This is a genomic window from Allomesorhizobium camelthorni (assembly GCF_011045125.1).
Classification (GTDB): domain Bacteria; phylum Pseudomonadota; class Alphaproteobacteria; order Rhizobiales; family Rhizobiaceae; genus Allomesorhizobium; species Allomesorhizobium camelthorni.
The window spans coordinates 1-19135 of record NZ_JAAKZF010000092.1 but is presented as its reverse complement, the minus strand read 5'-3'; the positions used below and the strand labels follow the sequence as shown (position 1 = coordinate 19135).

Below are 19135 nucleotides of genomic sequence, written 5' to 3'. Positions count from 1 at the left end.
GAACAGCGGAGGCGGCGGTGACGGAGCCCCTATTAATTTCTATCGTCGATGACGACGAAATGAGCCGCGAAGCGACAACGGGACTCATTGAAGCGTTCGGCCTGGTCGCCCGGAATTTTGCCTCGGCCGAGGCGTTTCTGGGCTCGGGTTGCGTTCCTCAGACGTCGTGTCTGGTCGCCGATATGCAGATGCCGGGCCTCAGCGGCCTGCAGTTGCATTGCACACTCATCAAGTCCGGCCACCGCATCCCGGTCATCTTCATCACGGCTTTCCCGGACGAGGGCCTGCGCAAGCGCGCGCTGAAAGCCGGGGCGACCTGCTACCTGAGCAAGCCTTTCTATCCGAGAGTCCTTCTTGATTGCATCCGCTCGGCGATAGGCCCGTGGGAGAGTGGACCGGATGCTTGAGTCGCTGCTCTCTCTTGAATCTAATTCTGGTTCGGCGCCCGTATTGCCGGGGTTCCGTTGCCGAGGACGCCAGGTTCAAGAAAGTCGAGGCCCCCCGCGCGGCAGCCGCGAAGCTCGGCGCAACGCTGGCAGGGCGCGCGGCGGGATTCATATTCAGTGCACGTGTGCGAGATGCGTTGACCCGCGTGTCTCTAGTCTAGCGAACAAACACGCCGCGGCTGAACTCGGCGTCAGCGAGGTGACGGCTCGGCTGGGGCTTGAGAAGGGTCCGGGGTCTCCGAAGCTAAAGTTGCGACGATCCAACAACCCAGCCGGGTATCTCAGCACGTTCAGGCGGCGGCCGCCCCTCCGCGTCGCGTCCTGAACCCGGACATTGGCTCGCCTTTGAGGCGCACGAGTGATAGTATGGCACCTTCCAAACTCAATCGAGGAATCCTCCCGGCGGAGTCTGGCAGATGAACCGATCTTCATTGTTCGACACTGATGGGCAAATTGGTCCCCACGAGGTTTTGTGGGAGGACCGTGATTGTGTCTTCTGCAGAACTTGGCGCGATGGCGCTGACGGCGACCGACACGCCGTTCTGGCCGTATTTCCCGCCACGGAGCACCCGACGTCTGGTACTCTCAAGCGTCTCACCGAAGGTTGGCCCCTCGGCGAAGCCGATACCCCGAGAGTGGCGGGTCGCGTTCCACCGCCATGTCTGGTCCGGTGCCGGCCGGCACGAAGCACGTTCCCTAATTGGAGACAATTGCGATGCACCATGAGCCTGACCGCGAAGAGGGCGGCTTGAGGGAGCCCTGGGATCGAGTGGTGGCGGAGGCCAGTCCAAGCGATCACATCGTGCAGCTCTATCAGGACCAGGATTTTCTCAACCGCGCCGTCTGTCGGTTCGCCGGCGCTGCTCTCGCAAACGGAGAGGGCATCATACTGGTGCCGACGCTCATCCACTGGAACGGCATCCGCCCACGCCTTGAGGCCGAGGGCGTGGATGTGGAAGCGGCACGGAAACGCGGACAACTGACGGTGGTTGACGCCGACGAACTCCTGCCCCGCTTCATGCGGGACGCCATGCCGGATTCGCCGGTATTCCTCGGCCTCGCCGGGGACGTCATCGGACAGGTGCGCGCTAGAGCGCGCTACCAAAAAGTGCGTTGGTGGGGAGAAATGGTCAATGTCCTGTGGGAGCGCGGGGACGTCGCCGCCAGCATGAACCTCGAGGACCTGTTCGATCAGCTCGCCAAAAAGCATGACATCGCGATCTTCTGCTCGTTCCTGATGGACAACTTCAACGGCGAAGTCCATGCGCACATGCTGCCCAGGCTCGGGACGAATCACTCTCACCTCATTCCAGTTGAGGACTATGCTCGGCTGGAGCGCGCCGTAGCCGATGCGCTCCGGGAGACGGTCGGCCCGGACGAAGCCCGTGTCCTTGAAAGTCGGCTGCTCTCCGACTATCGGTCGCCCTTCAACATGCCGCGCGCACAGGCGTTGCTGCTGGCATTGCGTCAGGTTCTCCCGACAGTTGCCGATCCAGTTCTGCAGCGGAGCCGCAAGCTGTACACTGCTTCCGGGACCGCCCGATGACGACGCAACGCACTGTGCTCAACGGCGGCTGGACCGATCTGCAAGGGGGAGATGGCGACGGCGCTGCCGCAGACACGGCGACGATCGATCCAATCAACATCCTCGATACGGTTGAAGTTCCCATCGTGGTATTGCGACGCGACTTGATGGTCGCATGCTTCAACAAGGCGGCGGCGGACGTGCTCGGCCTTTCGCCGTCGGACATCGGTCGGACGTCCTGCGACAGATCCGCGCTTGCTGGCTTGCACCGCCTGGAAGAACAGTGCCGCCAGGTGATCGCGGGTGGAATGGAATCCCGGGCCGACTTTCGGGACGGGTACAGGTGGTTCGTTGTTCAAATATCCCCCTATGCGAGAGGTGATGGCCAGGTCACCGGCGTCGTGCTGACCTTCACCAACGTGACCGCCTTCCGCGCAAGCGTCGATCAGGCCATCTATGAACGCGAATTCACCAAGGCGATCCTCAACACGGCCGCCGGCCCTCTCGTCGTGCTGAGCGCTGACCAGCGGGTCCAATCGGCCAATCGCGCCTTCTACACGATGTTCGGGCTCTCTCGCGACGAGGCGCAGGGTATCCCACTCCGTGCGCTCGGCCGCGCCGCCTTTGAACTTGCCCAGTTGCATGGCCAGCTCGCTGAGATGCTTGCCGGCAGTCGTGCGTTCCATTCCGTCGAGGTGGATCACGTGGTTACGGGAAAGGGTGAGCGGACCCTGGTTCTTGACGCCCACCCTTTGTTCCTGCCGGGCCATTCCGAGCGCAGGGTTTTGGTGACTTTCCAGGACATCACCTCGCGCAAGCAGGCCGAGGCGGCCAAGGATCTGCGTTCGGAGGAGGAGTTGCGGCGCAGCGAGGCATTTCTTGCCGAGGCCCAACGCCTCAGCTTGACGGGCAGCTTTTCCTGGCGGGTAGCGACAGACGAAATTACGGGGTCAGACCAGCTCTACCGCATTTTCGAGTTTGAACAGGGTGTGCAGGTCACGCTCGAACTGATCGTTTCTCGCATCCACCCGGAAGACCTCCCGCTGTTCGGTGACATGGTCGACCGCGCACGCGGTGCCCGCGCCGACTTCGATTTCGAGTACCGGCTGCAGATGCCGGACCACTCGGTCAAGTACCTGCATGTGATCGCTCACGGAACCCGGGACAGCGACGACTGTCTGGAGTACATCGGCGCGGCTCAGGATGTGACCCAGCGCCGGTTGTCCGAAGAGGCACTGCGGCGGAGCGAGCGGCAACTTCAGCAGGTAGAGATGGAGTTGGCGCACGCGAACCGCGTCGCGGCGATGGGGCAGATGTCGACTTCGATTGCCCACGAAGTTAACCAGCCGGTCGCGGCGGCAATCACCAATGCCCATGTCGCCTTGCACTGGCTAGACTCTGAGCAGCCGGAGAAGGTCCGGCAGGCCCTCAATCGCACTATCAAGAGCGGCAATCGAGCTAGCGAGGTCATCGATCGGATCCGCGCCTTCATCAAGAAGACGCCTCCACGGATGGATAGCTTGGAGGTCAACGACGCGATCCTCGAGGTCATAGCCCTGACCCGTAGCGAAGCGGTGAAGAACGGCATCTCTGTGCAGACGCAACTTGCGGAGGGTTTGCCGGTCATTCAAGGAGATCGGGTTCAACTGCAACAAGTGGTCCTTAACTTGATCATCAACGCACTGGAAGCGATTAGCGGTCTCGGCGAGGGGGCGCGAGAGTTGATGATCAGCACCGGTAAAGCCAAGTCGGATGGCGTGTTCGTCGCGGTACGGGATTCGGGTCCCGGCGTGAGTCCAACGAATCTCGAGCGCGTCTTTGAGGCCTTCTACACCACTAAGTCCGATGGTTTGGGGATGGGGCTATCAATCTGCCGCTCAATCATTGAAGCGCATGGGGGGCGACTGTGGGCAACCGCGAGCGAGCCGCAGGGTGCCATTTTTGAATTCACGTTGCCTACGCACCCGGACAGTCCATCGTGATTGGTGTTCGCCCATTTCGTATTGCCGGGCTTCCGTTGCCGAGGACGCCAGGTTCAAGAAAGTCGAGGCCCCCCCGCGGCAGCCGCGAAGCTCGGCGCAACACTGGCAGGGCGCGCGACGGGATTCATATTCAGTGCACGTGTGCGAGATGCGTTGACCCGCGTGTCTCTAGTCTAGCGAACAAACACGCCGCGGCTGAACTCGGCGTCAGCGAGGTGACGGCTCGGCTGGGGCTTGAGAAAGGTCCGGGGTCTCCGAAGTTAAAGTTGCGAAGAAATAACCCAACCGAGTATCTCAGCACGTTCAGGTTGCGGTCGCCCCGCGTCGCATATGTCCTGAGCCCAGACATGGGCTCGCTTCTGAGGCGCACGAATGATAGCGTGGCACCTTCCAAACTCAATCGAGGAATCCTCCCGGCGGAGTCTGGCAGATGAACCGATCTTCATTGTTCGACACTGATGGGCAAATTGGTCCCCACGAGGTTTTGTGGGAGGACCGTGATTGTGTCTTCTGCAGAACTTGGCGCGATGGCGCTGACGGCGACCGACACGCCGTTCTGGCCGTATTTCCCGCCACGGAGCACCCGACGTCTGGTACTCTCGAGCGTCTCACTCACGAATACGGACTGAAGGACGACCTCGACAGTGCGTGGGCGGTGCGGCCGCTGGAACTCGTGCGCGAGCGTGGACGAACCCTGCTGATGCTCGAGTTGCCGGAAGGCGAGCCCCTCGACCGCCTCATCGGGCCGCCGATGGAGGTCGGAAAATTCCTGCGACTCGCCGTCGCTCTATCGGCCGCATTGCGCCAGCTGCACGAGCGTGGCCTCATCCACAAGGATATCAAGCCTACCAATGTACTTGTCAATTCCGCGACCAGCCAAGTCTGGCTGATGGGCTTCGGCATCGCTTCGTGTGTTCCGCGCGAACACCAGTTGCCCGAAGTTCCCGAGTTTATCGCCGGATCACTCCCCTACATGGCACCCGAACAAACCGGACGAATGAATCGCTCGATAGATTCCCGGAGCGATCTCTACTCACTTGGGGTCACGCTTTACGAAACACTGACCGGCAGTCTTCCGTTCACCGCATCCGATCCAATGGAATTGGTGCACTGCCACATTGCAAGACAGCCGGCGCCGCCCCACGAGCGGTCGAAAAGCGTCCCGGCCTCCGTTTCTGCAATCATCATGAAGCTGCTCGCCAAAACCGCCGAGGAACGTTACCAGACAGCGGCCGGCGCTGAGAGTGATTTTCGGCGCTGTCTTGCTGAATGGGAAACTCAGGGCCGCATAGACGAATTCCCACCTGGCGAACACGATACGCCGGACCGGCTACTAATTCCCGAGAAATTATACGGGCGAGCGTCCGAGATCGATAGTCTTCTCGCCGCCTTCGACCGCGTTGTCGCTGGCGGCAGGCCGGAGTTGATGCTCGTTTCCGGATACTCCGGCATCGGCAAATCGTCCGTCGTCAATGAGCTCCATAAACCGCTCGTTCCGCCTCGCGGCCTCTTTGCATCTGGCAAGTTCGACCAATACAAGCGCGACATCCCTTATGCCACTTTAGCGCAAGCCTTTCAGAACCTTATTCGGCCACTTCTAAGTAAGAGCGAAGCAGAGCTGCGCAGATGGCGAGACGCCCTTCGGCAGGCACTAGATCCGAACGGACAGCTCATTGTGGATCTCGTCCCGGAATTGAAGCACATCATAGGAGAGCAGCCACCGGTCCCTGAACTTCCGCCGCAGGATGCGCAGAGCCGGTTTCAGTTCGTATTCCGGCGATTTATCAGCGTATTTGCCCGCCCGGAGCATCCACTCGCTCTGTTCCTCGACGATTTGCAATGGCTCGACGCGGCAACGCTCGATTTGCTCGAGGACCTGCTAACGCGACGGGATGTGCAGCATTTGCTGTTGATCGGCGCCTACCGGGACAATGAAGTCGATTCCGCTCATCCTCTGGCGCGCAAACTCGAAGCGATACGCCAAGCTGGAGCGCTATTGCAGCATATCGTACTTGCACCCCTCACTCACGAAGACCTGGAACAATTGATTGCGGATTCTCTTCACTGCGAGCGAGAGCATGCCGCCTCGCTGGCCCGACTGATCCACCACAAGACGGCTGGCAATCCATTTTTCACCATTCATTTTATTTATGCCCTTGCCGAAGAGGAATTACTCACTTTCAATCATGGAATTAAGCAATGGTATTGGGATCTGGATCGTATCCAGGCCAAACATTACACCGATAATGTTGTAGACCTTATAGTCAGAAAGTTGAGCCGCCTGCCTGTCGAAACCCAAAAGGCCTTGCAGCAGCTTGCCTGTATGGGCAACAGTGCGGAGTTCGCCCTGTTGAGGATAGTTTATCAATACTCGAAGGAGAAAATGCACAACTCGCTTTGGGAAGCGGTTCGGGCAGGCCTCATCTTCCGCTCGGAAGATTCCTACAAGTTCCTACACGACCGTGTCCAAGAAGCAGCTTATTCTTTGATACCGGAGGAATCGCGCGCCGAAGCCCATCTGCGAATAGGGACTTTGCTTGCGACTCACATCCCTCCAGAGAAACGGGAGGATGCGATATTCGAGATCGTTAATCAGCTCAACCGTGGCTCGCAGCTCGTCGCGTCAGGTAAGGAGCGTGAGCGGGCAGCAGAACTGAATTTGGTTGCAGGCAGACGTGCAAAGGTCTCGACGGCATACGCCTCGGCGCTCAAGTACCTCACCGCTGGCCGGATGTTGTTAACCGAAGAGTGCTGGGATCACAATTACGAGCTCATCTTCTCGATCGAGTATCTTATGGCAGAGTGTGAGTTATTGACCGCAGATATGGTGGCCGCTGAAAATCGGCTTTCCATGCTGGCGCATCGTGCCAAAAGCGGTCACGATATCGCTGTGGTCACACGATTGCGCCTCACCCTCTACACCACTTTGGATCGGAGCGACCGCGGCGTGGAGGTATGCCTCGATTACCTGCGACGCGGCGGCACTGATTGGTCGCCGCAACCGACGAGAGATGATGTACTGAGAGAATACGATCGAATCTGGTCCTTGGTTGGAAATAGGCAAATCGAGGAACTTGTCGACTTGCCTTTGATGACCAACCCGGACTACCTCGACGTTCTGGACGTCCTGACCGAGGTTGTGACGCCGGCATTGTTTTGCAACGAGAACTTATGTTCGCTCGTTATTTGCCGTATGGTGAATCTCAGCCTCGAGCATGGCAACAGCGATGCGTCGTGCTTCGCCTATGTATGGTTTGCCATTATCGCCGGGCCGCGCTTCGGCAACTACAAGGACGGATTTCGATTCGGCCAACTTGGCTATGAACTGATCGAAAAGCGTAGCTTAACGCGCTATCAGGCCCGAACCTATATGTCTTTTGGAAATATTGTTATGCCATGGGCAAAACATGCCCTCGACGGACGCGATCTGGTACATCGCGCCTTCGATGCCGCCTATCGGATCGGTGACCTTACGTTTGCCGCTTATAGCTGCAACGAGTTGATCACGAACTTTTTGGCTGTGGGAGATCCCCTTGCCGATGTGCAGCCGCAAGCCGAGACCGGTCTTGCATTTGCCAAGAGAGCGCGGTTCGGGCTCGTAGTTGACCTCATCACCGCGCAGCTCGGACTTATCCGGAGCCTCCGTGGGTTGACCCGGAAATTTGGCTGCTTCAATGATGAAGAGTTTGATGAGCTTCAGTTCGAGCGTCATCTGGCAAGTAACCCGGTTTTCAGATTGCCCGACTTCTGGTATTGCTCCCGGAAGGTGCAAGCCCGCTTCTTTGCTGGGGACTATGCTGCTGCTGTCCATGCATCGCTCAGGGCGCAACAGCTGCTTTGGACATCACCCTCACAATTCGAAACGGCAGAGTTTTGCTTCTATGGTGCGCTGTCCCACGCGGCATCCTGGGATTCCGCGCCTCCCGACCGGAGACAACAGCATTTGGAGGCTCTGACAGCTCACCACACGCAGCTCGAGATATGGGCGGAGCATTGCCCAGAGAATTTCGAAAATCGCGCAGCGCTGGTGCGCGGGGAGATCGCACGAATACAAGGTCGCGAGTTTGATGCCATGCGTCTCTACAAGCAGGCCATTCTCTCAGCGGAGGCAAACGGCTTTGTCCATAATGAGGCGCTTGCCTACGAGGTCGGCGCGCGCTTCTACGCAGCACGCGGTTTTGATAAGCTTGCGGATGCCTATTTGCGGGAAGCTCGTCGCGGCTATCTCCGTTGGGGAGCCGTCGGCAAGGTACGCCAGCTCGACGAGTTGTATCCGCACCTCGGGGAGGAAAAGCCGATCTCCGGCCCAACCAGGACGATCGGGGCACCCGTCGAACTCCTCGATCTAGCTACGGTTATCAAAGTCTCGCAAGCGCTGTCGGGGGAGGTCCTCGAGAGCAAACTAATCGACACGCTGATGCGCACGGCGATCGAATACGCGGGTGCAGAGCGAGGTCTGTTGTTGCTTGCGCAAGGCGATGAGTTTCGGATTGAGGCGGAAGCCACGACCAGCGATGATACAGTGACAGTCGGTCTGCGACAGGCGAGTGTAAACGGTGAGGATCTGCCAGAGTCGGTCTTTCGCTACGCGATCCGGGCGAATGAGAGAGTTCTTCTGAACGACGCCTCAGGTGACAACCAGTTTTCGGCCGACGAGTACATTCAGCGACATCACGCACGCTCAATTGTCTGCGAGCCGCTACTCAAGCAGAGCAGACTAATCGGAGTGCTCTATCTCGAAAACAACCTGGCTCCCTGCGTTTTCACACCCGACCGGATAGCTGTCCTCAAACTGCTCGCTTCGGCGGCGGCGACGTCACTCGAGAACACCCGCCTCTATGCCGATCTGCTGGAGAGAGAAGCGAAGGTACGACGGCTCGTCGACACCGCGCTAGACGCGGTCTTGATCATCGATGAGCAAGGCTGCGTCACGGAATGGAACCAGCGGGCCGAAAGTATGTTCGGCTGGCGGCGGGAGGAAGCCGTAGGACAGCGCCTCTCCGAAATCGTGATCCCGATGCGATACCGATCCGATCACGAGAGGGGTCTGCGCCATTTCCTGACCTCCGGAGAAGGGTCTATTCTCAATCGGTCAATCGAGATTGAGGCGGTCCACCGAAACGGCAGCGAATTTCCGGTCGAGTTATCGGTCGCTGCGTTTCGCTTTGGTGGAGCCTGGGCTTTCAGCGGTTTCGTCCGTGACATCACCGAGCGCAAACGTGCCGAGGCAACCTTGCGGCGATACCGTGAGGTAGAGATGGAGTTGGCGCACGCGAACCGCGTCGCGGCGATGGGGCAGATGTCGACTTCGATTGCCCACGAAGTTAACCAGCCGGTCGGGGCCGCAATCACCAATGCCCATGTCGCCTTGCACTGGCTAGACTCTGGGCGGCCGGAGAAGGTCCGGCAGGCCCTCAGTCGCACTATCAAGAGCTGCAATCGCGCTAGCGAGGTCATCGATCGGATCCGCGCCTTCATCAAGAATGCGCCTGCACGGATGGATAGCTTGGAGATCAACGACGCGATCCTCGAGGTCATCGCCCTGACCCGTACCGAAGCGCTGAGAAACGGCATTGCTGTGCAGACGCAACTTGCGGAAGGGTTGCCGCCCATTCACGGGGATCGAGTTCAACTGCAACAAGTGGTCCTTAACTTGATCATCAACGCACTGGAAGCGATTAGCGGTCTCGGCGAGGGGGCGCGAGAGTTGCTGATCAGCACCGGTAAAGCCAAGTCGGATGGCGTGTTCGTCGTGGTACGGGATTCGGGTCCTGGCCTGAGTCCAACGAATCTCGAGCGTGTCTTTGAGGCCTTCTACACCACCAAGTCCGATGGTTTGGGGATGGGGCTATCAATCTGTCGCTCAATCGTTGAAGCGCATGGGGGGCGACTGTGGGCAACCGCGAGCGAGCCGCAGGGTGGCATTTTTGAATTCACGTTGCCTACGCACGCGAACATTCCAGCGTGATTGGTGCTCGCCCATCTCGAAGATGAGCCCGGCAGTCGCGAGCGGGTGAAGCGGTTGCACCGGACGGTGCGCGGCTGGGCTAACTACTTCTCGGTGGGGACCCGCCAGCAAGGCGTCTCGGGCACTCGACAGCTACACCGCGGTGCGGTGCGCCGGTGGTTGTGATACAGGCACCAGGCCCGACGACGATGGCAGGCGGCTCGTCAAGGACGACTTCGCGGCAGCGACGGTCGCGTTTCTTAACAAGCTCAGCCTGGACGGGACCATAGAACACCTGGTCGTTGTCACCGACCCCAATGTGACAGCACCCCTTAAAGGTCTTGTCGTTCGGCGATGGTGGCCAGCGTGTGGCAGTCATAAGGATTTCCGGGCAGCGCCTTGACATGGGCGACGAACTGGCCGCCGCAGATGCGCTTGAGTGGGGTAGCGGCCGAGACCTTGACGCCGAATTCATAGGGCTTATGGGCCTTGCCCATGCCGATGCACTCGACCTCCGGAGCATGCAGGGAATAGACCTTCCTGCCCCGCTCGCGCTGGCGCTGGTCCCTGACAGCCGGGCCAGCGACAGCGGCAGGCCGAAGTGCACCATCAGCGCCGCCCGCCCCGCGAGCTGCGGGTGATGTCGCGGATCACCGCCCCCAGCATGGTGCGCAGCCGCTTGAGCTGCCGGTTGGCCCGCTTGAATTGCTTTGGCATGGGCATAGCGCTGATGCTTGATCAGCGCTATCTTGCCCACCCGCGCCTAGGATTGGCGCAGGGCAATGCCATGCCTCTTGGCCAGCTTCATCAGCCGCTCGCGGGCGCGATGCATCAGCTTGGCGTCGCCCTGGCTCGGTGCTCGTGATCGAGCCCGACATGCTGCTGCCGACGAGCCGCGCTCGAAGCTCGACGCTAATCTACGCCAGAAGATGAAGGACGAAATCCACGACCCGCAACGCAACCTCGGCATCACCACCATCTTCGTCACGCACGACGAGGACGAGGCGCTCAGCGTTGTCTCCGACCGCATCGTCGTGATGGGCAGGGCTGCGTCGAGCAGGACGCTACGCCGTCCGACTCTTCGACACGCAGGTGTGTTCCGAGATCGAACGTCAGACCAAGATATGCGTCGCTTTGCAATGCCGGCCGATCGATCTTCGCTGCGGTTGTTGAAATCAGTACGCCCTGTGAATCCTTGTGCTCCAGCTTTAATATCTATGCCATTCCGGCACCTCACGATCAAATCGACCCGAGGCTACCGACCAAACCATCCCCCACCCCAACGGCTTTCCGATCTCCGCCGGATACGGAGCAACCTGAATGCGAACCGCTGCAGGTCACTTGGCAGATCACGAAAACCGCCTCAGGCAACCAACTGATGCATCTCCTCGCCTTCCTGGATGACCACATCGGCTCCGAGCGCTCTGACGCGCATGGGGAGGTCACCAACGCGCCCGACCACAAGCGCGTTGTCGCCGTGGTTCACGATAATATCCACCTGAATGCGCACATTCTTCCGTTCTTCGATCGTGTTGCGCGACAGGCGGATGTGCTCGGGGCGGATCAGGAGCGTGACGTGTTGCTCATTCGAAACGCCGGCGATCGGGGCATAGTCGCAGGTGCCGAGCGCAGCATTTTCCGCCGTGTCGGTTGTGTGATCGACGATTTTCGCCGGCACGAGGTTGCTCTCGCCGAGGAAGCCCGCGACGAATTTGGTCTGCGGCCGATGTAGATTTCGAGCGGGTTCGCCGGCGCTGTCACGTTGAACTACGCACCGTGTTGGTTGCCTGCGTCGTCGACGGCATCACGGCAGAGCAGTGTGCCGAGTTGTTTGCGCTCACATCGGAGACGGTGGAGGCACGTCTGCACAACGCCCGAAATTGCTGGTTGAAGTGTTGATACGTCAGTTCGGTCCCGCCTTCGGTGGCGTCTGTGAGCTTGACGATAGCCGTTCCGAGCGCTTGCGAGCGCTGTAATGGTTCGGCTCTTCCCGCGCCAGTGAACGCCACAACGTGAAAGTGGCTAAACCGGCGCACCGGTCACGAGTAGGCACCGCCGCTGTGCTGAGTGAGGTTGCCGAGGTAGTTGCGCTTCCCGATCTTCGCTCCGACGCGCCGGAGGATCGCGTGCGCGATCGAGATGTGAAAGAAGAAGTCGGGCAGCACCAGGTGCCGGATGTAATCGTCGCCGCCGAAATACCCGCGCACGATAGGTGGCGTCAGCGCATATGTGTGGGACTGTGCGCCGGCAATCTCGTCCGGTTGCACGTTTTGCAGGAAACCGCGAGTCTCAAGGAGCCGTCCCTTCAACGCCGGATACATCATCAGGGTGGTGCGGGGTGCTGGCGGGTCGCGCAGCATCAAATTTGCCATGTGCGCGTCAACCTTGTTGCAGCCTACGGAGAACTGTCGACCGAAGGTAAGCATGTCGGGCGCGAGCCGCTCGCCAAGGATCCTTCCAGGCTCAAACCCCTTGGCTCGTTCGAGCGCCTGGGCGTGGTCGAGATAGTCGTCCATCACGTTCAGTCCATGTACCATGACAGGGACCGTGATGTCATAGACCGATAAGGACACGCCGACCTCCATGCGCTCGTTCACGCCTCCTCCCTTGCTGCCCGCGCGCGGCGGCACAGCGGCTCGGCGCAATGGCTTAAATCAATCCCGAGCGGCCGCGCGTGCTCGGCCGGTCCGGCGGACCCGAGGATCAAACACAGCCGACGAAATTAGAAATTCCCTTTGGACATGAATTTGATAGTCATGGGGTATCGTCGCCAAAAAGCGTTGTGCACGCGCCCCCGTCTGTCTTCGATCATCCATCGAGGAGCGCGCCGTATTCGGGGTGCCGGGCGGCGTAGGAAGACATGAAGGGGCACTTCGCGATCACTCTTTTCCCGTCGCGTCGCAGCGCCATGGGCCAATCGTGATCCGTATCACAGGCCGGACAGCTCCTGCGGCACCTCCGTGTGGAGCAGGACGACGCGGCCGTCTTCGACCTTGTAGTACGCGACTGCGAGCGCACCGCCTCCAAGGGGCATTTCAAACGGGCTCAGGGCCGTATTGTCCCGGATGTTGCTTGCCACCTCCTGTCTCCCTCGCTCATCAGTCGACAAAGTTTGCAGGACCGTGAGCGATGGTCTGCCGCGACAAGCCGAGCGTGCCGTGTGTCCGGACGAACGGCGACGGATTGTGGATTCGCGGCGCGATGTACGGACTCACCTGTCGGCGGCGGCGCGCGAGTTCGCAGAAGTCCCGTTTGTGCCGTTGGATCAACGCGCGCCGACGCATGATCTGAATGCAACGCCGTGCGACGTCGCCCGCCGAACGCTCGCGCGCCGAGAGAATGCATCAGCTTTCCTGAAGTTGCTACCTCGCGAGCGCCTGCCCGAGCTATATTGGAAGCCGCCCATCGATGTAAAGAAGAAGGTCGCCGCCGCAGCCGCGGGCTTGACGCGCGTGACGCTGCCCGCCCGTAACCGGCGCTACATCGATGCTATCCCCACCGGTGCCCGAGATAAGCTTGAGTTCGTGTGGCTCGAACGCGTCGATGACGCGATTGCCACCGTGTCGGAGGAGGCAGAGCACCTCGGCCGCACCGCCAGCAAGTGCTTCGGCGCAGACGGAGCAGTCCGCGCTGGCCGCGCGGCACGCACTGTGACACCGCGGTCCTAACTGTCCGACACCCGTGCGTCGTGGTCGGTCCGTCGCAAATTCGGCTGCGCGATCGAGACTTGGGGCTTCCTGTTGAGGCGCCTCGGGATGGGTCGTGTGAATTCATAGAAATTTGCCGGTCGCTGAGACTCCCAGCCGGATTATTCATGTTGCGGCTGAATATATCTAATTCGGCTGCAACCACTACTCCGTCAGCCACAAATGGGTGATTGTTCAGCGTCTTCGATTGAAGGCAACGAAGATGGAACCGATCAAAATCCCAGATCAGGTTGGAGTGCGGAAGGGCCCTTCACGGAGTTGCGCAGGCTGCCTGCGTGAGACGGCATCGTCCCGGAGCCGAGCTGATGTGGGCCTGAGCAACATAAAGGCTTCTGGACGTGGCAGACGAGCCGTTCTGGCGTATATCGCGACAAGACCTCGACAAGTTGATGACCACTTTGGACGTCACCTTCGTCAGGCTGTCAGAGTGCGCGCTTGCGGCGGGTGCCCACTTGGCAGTTGCCGGCGGAGCAGCCTCCACCATCCACTACTGCCTTCGAGGCGCCGGATTCATCTTCCTTGACGATGAAACGCACATACGCCTGACACCGCACACGCTGGTGATCGTGCCGCCTGGGCGGGCGATGACAATCGCCGCGACGGAGCACCCGACCGCACCACGGAACTCCGGCAAACACAACAATGGCGGCTTCACGCCGGGGTCGTTGAAGCGGCACACCGTCGGAAACGGCGAGCCGACGCTGGTGCTTGCGTGCGCGTCCTTCCGGGCCAACTACGGTCCGGCGCTCGACTTGTTCGCCTCCCTAGCAACGCCCGTCGTCGAGACGTTCGACGCACATGACCAGCTCGACCAGGTCATGGCCTATGCAGTGGCCGAACTCGCAGCCCAGGACGTTGGTGGAGGGCCGATGTCGGCGGCGTTGCTGAAACTCGTTTTGCTAGCATTGCTCCGGCGCTGCCTGGTGTCGACGAACACGTGGGTGGAGCGGTTTTCAATCCTGAGCGATCCGCCGATCGCGCGGGCTTTCGCCGAAATGGCGTCGCGCCCGTCCGCGCCACACACCGTCCAAAGCCTCTCGCACGCCGTCGGTCTCAGCCGCTCGGCTTTCATGGCGCGGTTCTCCGCCGCCTTTGGAGAGTCCCCGATGCTATTGCTCCGCCGGGTGAGGATGCGTCACGCAGCAGACCTGCTCGCGGCCAACGCGCTGTCTGTAGACCAGGTCGCCTTGAACGCTGGCTACCGAAGTCGGAGCAGCTTCACGCGCACTTTCCGCAGGTACTACGGCAGCGACCCGTCAGAATACCGCGCCAGGGCACAGCGCGCCTCGTCCGCCAGTGCCGTGCCGACCGAAGACGCGGTCGAGGTATCCGAGGCAGCCTAACGCCGGCCTTCACTCCACGTGAGAGTAGGCGCCGCCGCGTGCGACGGCAGTAAGATACGCCGACATGCCCGAGGGCGCGGTTCCGTCGCACCTCCAGTTCCGCCGCAACCAGCCGGCTTTCGGCATCGGCGGCGTCATATTGACCGGAAAGCCCGGTCGGCGGAGTAGTGGGCAACTTTCAGATCGCGGCTGAGGGCGTCCCGCACCTGGTCGCGGCGACTGACTGCCTGCGCCTCGGCCTCGGCGTCGGCTGCAATCGCGCCGGCTCGACGACACGCAAGAGTGCTCCCTCAATCGCGTCATCGGCGCGCGGCCGCCTAAGGCGATGCAGCGCGGCTCGCCATTGTCGAGTAGGCCTCGCCAGCAGGGATTGACGCGGAAATGTTGTGCCAGACGCCCGTGTAACGCACCGTGAGCTTGCAGCCGCAGGGCCGGCAGCGGACACGACCGGCCAGCAGCGCGTCGCCATGCCTGGGCGCTCCGTGATGCCGGCCCGTTGTCACATTGTCGCTGACCATCTTGCGGATCGCCTCTGCCCCCTCCCAACTGACATAGCCTTCATGGCTGCCTGGGATCAGGGCAAGCCATTCCTCGCTCGTCCTGCGTCGGAGACCTGTTCGAACGGCTGACGGGCCAAATCCCGGCGCAACACGAGTCTTACCATAGGCGGAGGCGCCGCCGTAGATCGGGTTCCCGATCACCCGGTGGATGGTCGCATAGTTCGGCCTGCGCCACAAGACATCGCCATTGTTGCGCTTGGCGGGCAAATCCAGCCTATGCTCGAGGAACCACATCGGGCCTGACGGGCGCTGCCAAGTTCAGCGACCTTGTCGAACACAAGAGTGATGGCTTCCTGCACGCGGCGATCAGGATCCTTCTCGAGCCGAACCTTCACAAAACCGACAGGGGCTGCAACAACGAGTTCGCCGCCGCGGGCGTTCTCGTGGCGGGCCGAGAGCGAACGCTGGCGCAGAAGATCGAGTTCATACTCGTTGTGACTGCCCTTCAATCCCAGCAGCAGCCGATCATTGCCCTGGCGCGGCGCATAGACCGTCTCCTGGTCAATCAGCACGGTGTCGACGACGCGGCACATCTCGATGAGCAGTTGCCAGTCGCGGCTATTGCGGGCAAACCGCGATACCTCCCGCGCCGCAACCGCCCTGACCTTGTCTGAGACAGACCTCGGCGACCATCCGGTCGGAACCGGCCGAGCTCCCTGTTCAATTTAGGAGGTCGATTTTGTCTACGGCCAACGCACTACGGGCGGTAGGGATGACAGGATCGATTCGACATTGCCGCCGGTCTTCAATCCGAAGACTGTACCGCGATCGTAAAGCAAATTGAACTCCGCGTAGCGGCCACGACGGATCAATTGTTCGTCGCGATCCGCTTCAGTCCAATAGCTGTTGAAGTTGGCGCGGACGATCTTGGGATAGACGAGGCTGAAAGCGTGGCCGACATCACGCACAAAAGAGAAATCGGCCTCCCAGCCGCCGCGTTCCTCATTCGAATGCAGCCAATCGAAGAAAATGCCACCGATGCCGCGCGCTTCGTTTCGGTGCTTCAGGAAGAAATATTCGTCGCACCACTGCTTGTAGCGGGCATAATCCGCGGCCCTGTGCCGCTGGCAGACGACCTCCATAGAGCGATGAAAAAACCGGTTATCGGAGTCCGTCTGTGTGCGACGCCGCTCGAGCATCGGAGTGAGATCCGCGCCGCCGCCGAACCAGTGGCTGGTCGTAACCACCATGCGAGTGTTCATATGCACCGTCGGCACGTTCGGATTAACGGGATGCGCGATCAGCGAGATGCCGGAGGCCCAGAAGCGTGGATCTTCACTGGCGCCCGGAACCTGTGCGCGGAAGTCCGGTGAAAACTCACCATGCACCGTCGATGTGTGCACGCCGACTTTCTCGAAAACCCGGCCTTCCATTATTGACATCCGGCCGCCGCCGCCGTCGCCACCTTCGCGCAGCCAGTCCTTTGCGGCGAAACGACCCGGTTCCTGCTCGGAAAGAGGCCCGGTCAGTTCGTCCTCAAGGGCTTCGAACCGCGAGCAGATCGTATCGCGGAGGCTTTCTAACCAGGCGCGCGCAGCGGCTTTCTTGTCTTCGATGTCCTTTGGCAGGCCAATCGGCAGTTCCGGTCTTTCCATTCGTCGTCTCCGCTCAGGCTGGCCGGATGGCGGACCCTTCCAGCTCGGACGTGGAACCGGCCTGGCGCAACGAGGCCAGGATTTGCTCCGGCTCCTCCCGTATCGTGAAGTCGGGCTCGACGAACGCGCTGCGGATCCGGCCTTCTACGTCGATTACGCAGGTTGCGGGAATGGGCAGCATCCAGACCGGTGACCCGTGCCGCGCGCCGAAGTCGAAGCCGAGCGCAGAATAGTGCGCTTTGGTCTCGTCGGGCACCCGGAATAGGACGCCATACGAGACGGCGACCCCGTAGTCGACGTCGGCTAGCACCTTCAGGTCCAAACCCCAGGCTTCGCTTGCTGCCGCGGGAAGTCCCTCGTCTCCGGCGTCACGACTGCGAGGGTCGCGCCGACGCTCGCGAACTCGTCCTTCGCAGCCTGGAGGGCGCACAGCTCAGCGGTGCAGAACGGACACCAATCACCGCGGAAGAAACTCAGGACGAGGGGTCCATTGCGGCGCAGCTGCTCGGAGGAGTGGAGACGGCCGTCGGCGTCCGGCAGGAGGAAGTCCGGCGCGGCCTCTCCGACTCTCAACGCGTGCGATGCCACGTCTCTATCGCGCAGCCAACCCACGAGGTGGCTGTATGATTCCCAGTCCGCAGCGCCGAATTTCGTCAACAGTTCGGTGCGGATCTGGGAGAGTGTCGTGTCGGTCGGGTTTGGCATCAGTGGGGCGTCGTCAGGCTGCGGATCGATTGGGCTCGGAGCGGTTGGCCGCCGGCGTACGTGTCGCGGTCATGCGGGCGCATTTGCGACCTCCGCGAGCGTTGCGTGCGGCATGCTTTGGTGAGGGACTTCGATTGACCAGTCGCGAAGCCGCGCGACCTTGACGAAAGCATCCAGCGCCGGCGAGTAGCGGCGGCCCTGCACAACCAGCAACCGTACCTCCCGCGCAACCGGATATCCTTCGAGCGGAATGGTCTTGAGCGTCGGAAGATGCGGCATGTGCTCGGGAGCGAGTATCACGCCGAAGCCAGCCGAAGCCATATGCTGCAAGTGCAATTCATGACCGCTGCAGTGGCCGAAGCGAGGCGCTTCCTCAGGAAAATACGATTGTTGGATCTTTGGGGCGACCTCGCATCCGGCGCGATCCAGCAAGACGGTGTCTCGGAGGTCGTCGATGCCGATCGAGGGACGGTTTGCAAGCTGGTGCGTCGGCGCGAGAACGACGACGTAGCGCTCCTCGAACAGCGACCAGTCGTCGATGCGGGCGGGCATCTCCTGCACGTCCCCGACCATTGCGGCGCGTTGATCTCCCCCTCAAGCAAGAGGTCGACGAGTTTCTCCACCGCGCCCTCGCGCAGCTCGACGTGAAGTCCAGGGACGAACTTTGCAATCTCCGCGATCGGATCGAGGACGAGCGACGCCGAGATGGAGCGGGCGAGGCCGATCTTCAGTGGCGCAACCTCCTTGCGTTGGAACTCCTGGGCCCTGCGACGCACCGCCTCTGCCGAGGCCAATGTGCGTTCCAGCATCGGAAGGACTTCCTTTCCGAGGTCGGTGAGCTGCGTCAACTGGCGCTCGCGATAAATCAACTGGCCGCCGAGCTCCTGCTCGAGCTTCTGCACCCCCTTGGTCAGGGCGGGCTGCGTGACATGGCACTGCTCGGCCGCGCGGGTGAAGTTGAGCGTGGACGCGACGGCCAGGAAGTAGCGAACTTGATGAAGCTCCATGGGTTGTTATCCATCAAATTGCGGCTGTCTGTACTGACGAGCCTTTGCACTCGACGGCGTGACGGGGCCACGCCGTAGTCATGGCGCATGGATGGCACTTGCAGGCACACGTTGGAATGGCCCGTTCTATTGGTTTGGACGCCCGGACACGCTTTCTGGAGCCTGTGAGAGCGGGCTAGTGCGCACTGAGGTGGGCGAGGACCGGCATCAGTTCGGACGGGTCGCCGCGCCGCGTGTAGTCGATGCTGATCGGTATACTCGATCGTACCGTCGGACGCGACGACGTACCGGGCGGGCATGGTCAAGGTCCAGCTCGGA

15 protein-coding genes and 3 pseudogenes are annotated in these 19135 nt (G+C 60.9%); 7 read left to right on the top strand and 11 right to left on the bottom strand.

Translation table 11 applies throughout. The annotated features are described in order from the left end of the window. The 5 genes from G6N73_RS30460 to G6N73_RS38840 all read left to right on the top strand — a co-directional run. On the top strand, nt 1-407 hold a 407-nt coding region (locus G6N73_RS30460), incomplete at its 5' end, for a response regulator transcription factor (protein ID WP_246252698.1). 754 nt (nt 408-1161) lie between these two features. Continuing rightward, entirely contained in the window at nt 1162-1992 is an 831-nt protein-coding gene (locus G6N73_RS30455) for an MEDS domain-containing protein (RefSeq protein ID WP_165033675.1), read from the top strand. Next, complete coding sequence (locus G6N73_RS30450) at nt 1989-3953, top strand: ATP-binding protein (RefSeq protein ID WP_165033674.1); 1965 nt, start codon at nt 1989-1991, stop codon at nt 3951-3953. The genes G6N73_RS30455 and G6N73_RS30450 overlap by 4 nt, the downstream gene beginning before the upstream one ends. 430 nt (nt 3954-4383) lie before the next feature. Continuing rightward, nucleotides 4384-9921 carry a trifunctional serine/threonine-protein kinase/ATP-binding protein/sensor histidine kinase gene (locus G6N73_RS30445; RefSeq protein WP_165033673.1) on the top strand — a complete coding sequence of 1846 codons (5538 nt, stop codon included), beginning with the start codon at nt 4384-4386 and terminating at the stop codon, nt 9919-9921. A gap of 3 nt (nt 9922-9924) precedes the next feature. Next, nucleotides 9925-10086, top strand: coding sequence for a group II intron maturase-specific domain-containing protein (locus G6N73_RS38840; protein WP_425484171.1), 162 nt, complete (start codon nt 9925-9927; stop codon nt 10084-10086). A gap of 167 nt (nt 10087-10253) precedes the next feature. On the opposite strand, the pseudogene G6N73_RS37440 reads toward G6N73_RS38840, so the two are convergent. From G6N73_RS37440 to G6N73_RS37430, 4 genes and pseudogenes are all read right to left on the bottom strand, one after another. Next, nucleotides 10254-10744: pseudogene (locus tag G6N73_RS37440) on the bottom strand (transposase family protein); the annotation flags it as partial. A gap of 519 nt (nt 10745-11263) precedes the next feature. Next, nucleotides 11264-11578 (bottom strand): TOBE domain-containing protein, encoded by a 315-nt coding sequence (locus tag G6N73_RS30425; RefSeq protein WP_165033672.1) that lies wholly within the window; start codon nt 11576-11578, stop codon nt 11264-11266. 361 nt (nt 11579-11939) lie between these two features. Beyond that, nucleotides 11940-12497: a DUF1993 family protein gene (locus G6N73_RS30420; RefSeq protein WP_165033671.1), complete on the bottom strand. Its 558-nt coding sequence runs from the start codon at nt 12495-12497 to the stop codon at nt 11940-11942. Nucleotides 12498-12829: 332 nt separating this feature from the next. Continuing rightward, nucleotides 12830-12979, bottom strand: a complete 150-nt coding sequence (locus tag G6N73_RS37430; RefSeq protein ID WP_246252697.1) for a GNAT family N-acetyltransferase — start codon at nt 12977-12979, stop codon at nt 12830-12832. A gap of 334 nt (nt 12980-13313) precedes the next feature. On the opposite strand from G6N73_RS37430, the pseudogene G6N73_RS30410 reads away from it, so the two are divergent. Both G6N73_RS30410 and G6N73_RS30405 read left to right on the top strand, forming a co-directional pair. After that, nucleotides 13314-13568: pseudogene (locus G6N73_RS30410) on the top strand (S16 family serine protease); the annotation flags it as partial. A gap of 428 nt (nt 13569-13996) precedes the next feature. Next, nucleotides 13997-14950 carry an AraC family transcriptional regulator gene (locus G6N73_RS30405; RefSeq protein WP_165033670.1) on the top strand — a complete coding sequence of 318 codons (954 nt, stop codon included), beginning with the start codon at nt 13997-13999 and terminating at the stop codon, nt 14948-14950. 317 nt (nt 14951-15267) lie between these two features. Here the strand turns inward: G6N73_RS30405 and G6N73_RS37425 are convergent, their stop codons facing one another. The 7 genes and pseudogenes from G6N73_RS37425 to G6N73_RS37400 form a co-directional block, all read right to left on the bottom strand. Then, entirely contained in the window at nt 15268-15744 is a 477-nt protein-coding gene (locus tag G6N73_RS37425; protein ID WP_246252696.1) for a recombinase family protein, read from the bottom strand. Further along, entirely contained in the window at nt 15648-16175 is a 528-nt protein-coding gene (locus tag G6N73_RS37420; protein WP_343044802.1) for a recombinase family protein, read from the bottom strand. The genes G6N73_RS37425 and G6N73_RS37420 overlap by 97 nt, the downstream gene beginning before the upstream one ends. Nucleotides 16176-16193: 18 nt before the next feature. Then, nucleotides 16194-17105, bottom strand: a complete 912-nt coding sequence (hemF, locus tag G6N73_RS30390; RefSeq protein ID WP_165033669.1) for an oxygen-dependent coproporphyrinogen oxidase — start codon at nt 17103-17105, stop codon at nt 16194-16196. A 13-nt stretch (nt 17106-17118) separates the two neighbouring features. After that, on the bottom strand, nt 17119-17427 hold the full coding sequence (locus tag G6N73_RS37415; protein ID WP_246252695.1) for a thioredoxin domain-containing protein: 309 nt from the start codon (nt 17425-17427) through the stop codon (nt 17119-17121). After that, on the bottom strand, nt 17418-17810 hold the full coding sequence (locus G6N73_RS37410; RefSeq protein WP_246252694.1) for a redoxin domain-containing protein: 393 nt from the start codon (nt 17808-17810) through the stop codon (nt 17418-17420). Before G6N73_RS37410 ends, G6N73_RS37415 begins: the two co-directional genes overlap by 10 nt. 69 nt (nt 17811-17879) lie before the next feature. Beyond that, nucleotides 17880-18362 carry a LysR family transcriptional regulator substrate-binding protein gene (locus G6N73_RS37405; protein ID WP_246252693.1) on the bottom strand — a complete coding sequence of 161 codons (483 nt, stop codon included), beginning with the start codon at nt 18360-18362 and terminating at the stop codon, nt 17880-17882. 332 nt (nt 18363-18694) lie between these two features. Beyond that, a pseudogene (locus G6N73_RS37400) lies at nt 18695-18817 on the bottom strand (LysR family transcriptional regulator); the annotation flags it as partial. Between the last annotated feature and the right edge of the window lie 318 nt (nt 18818-19135).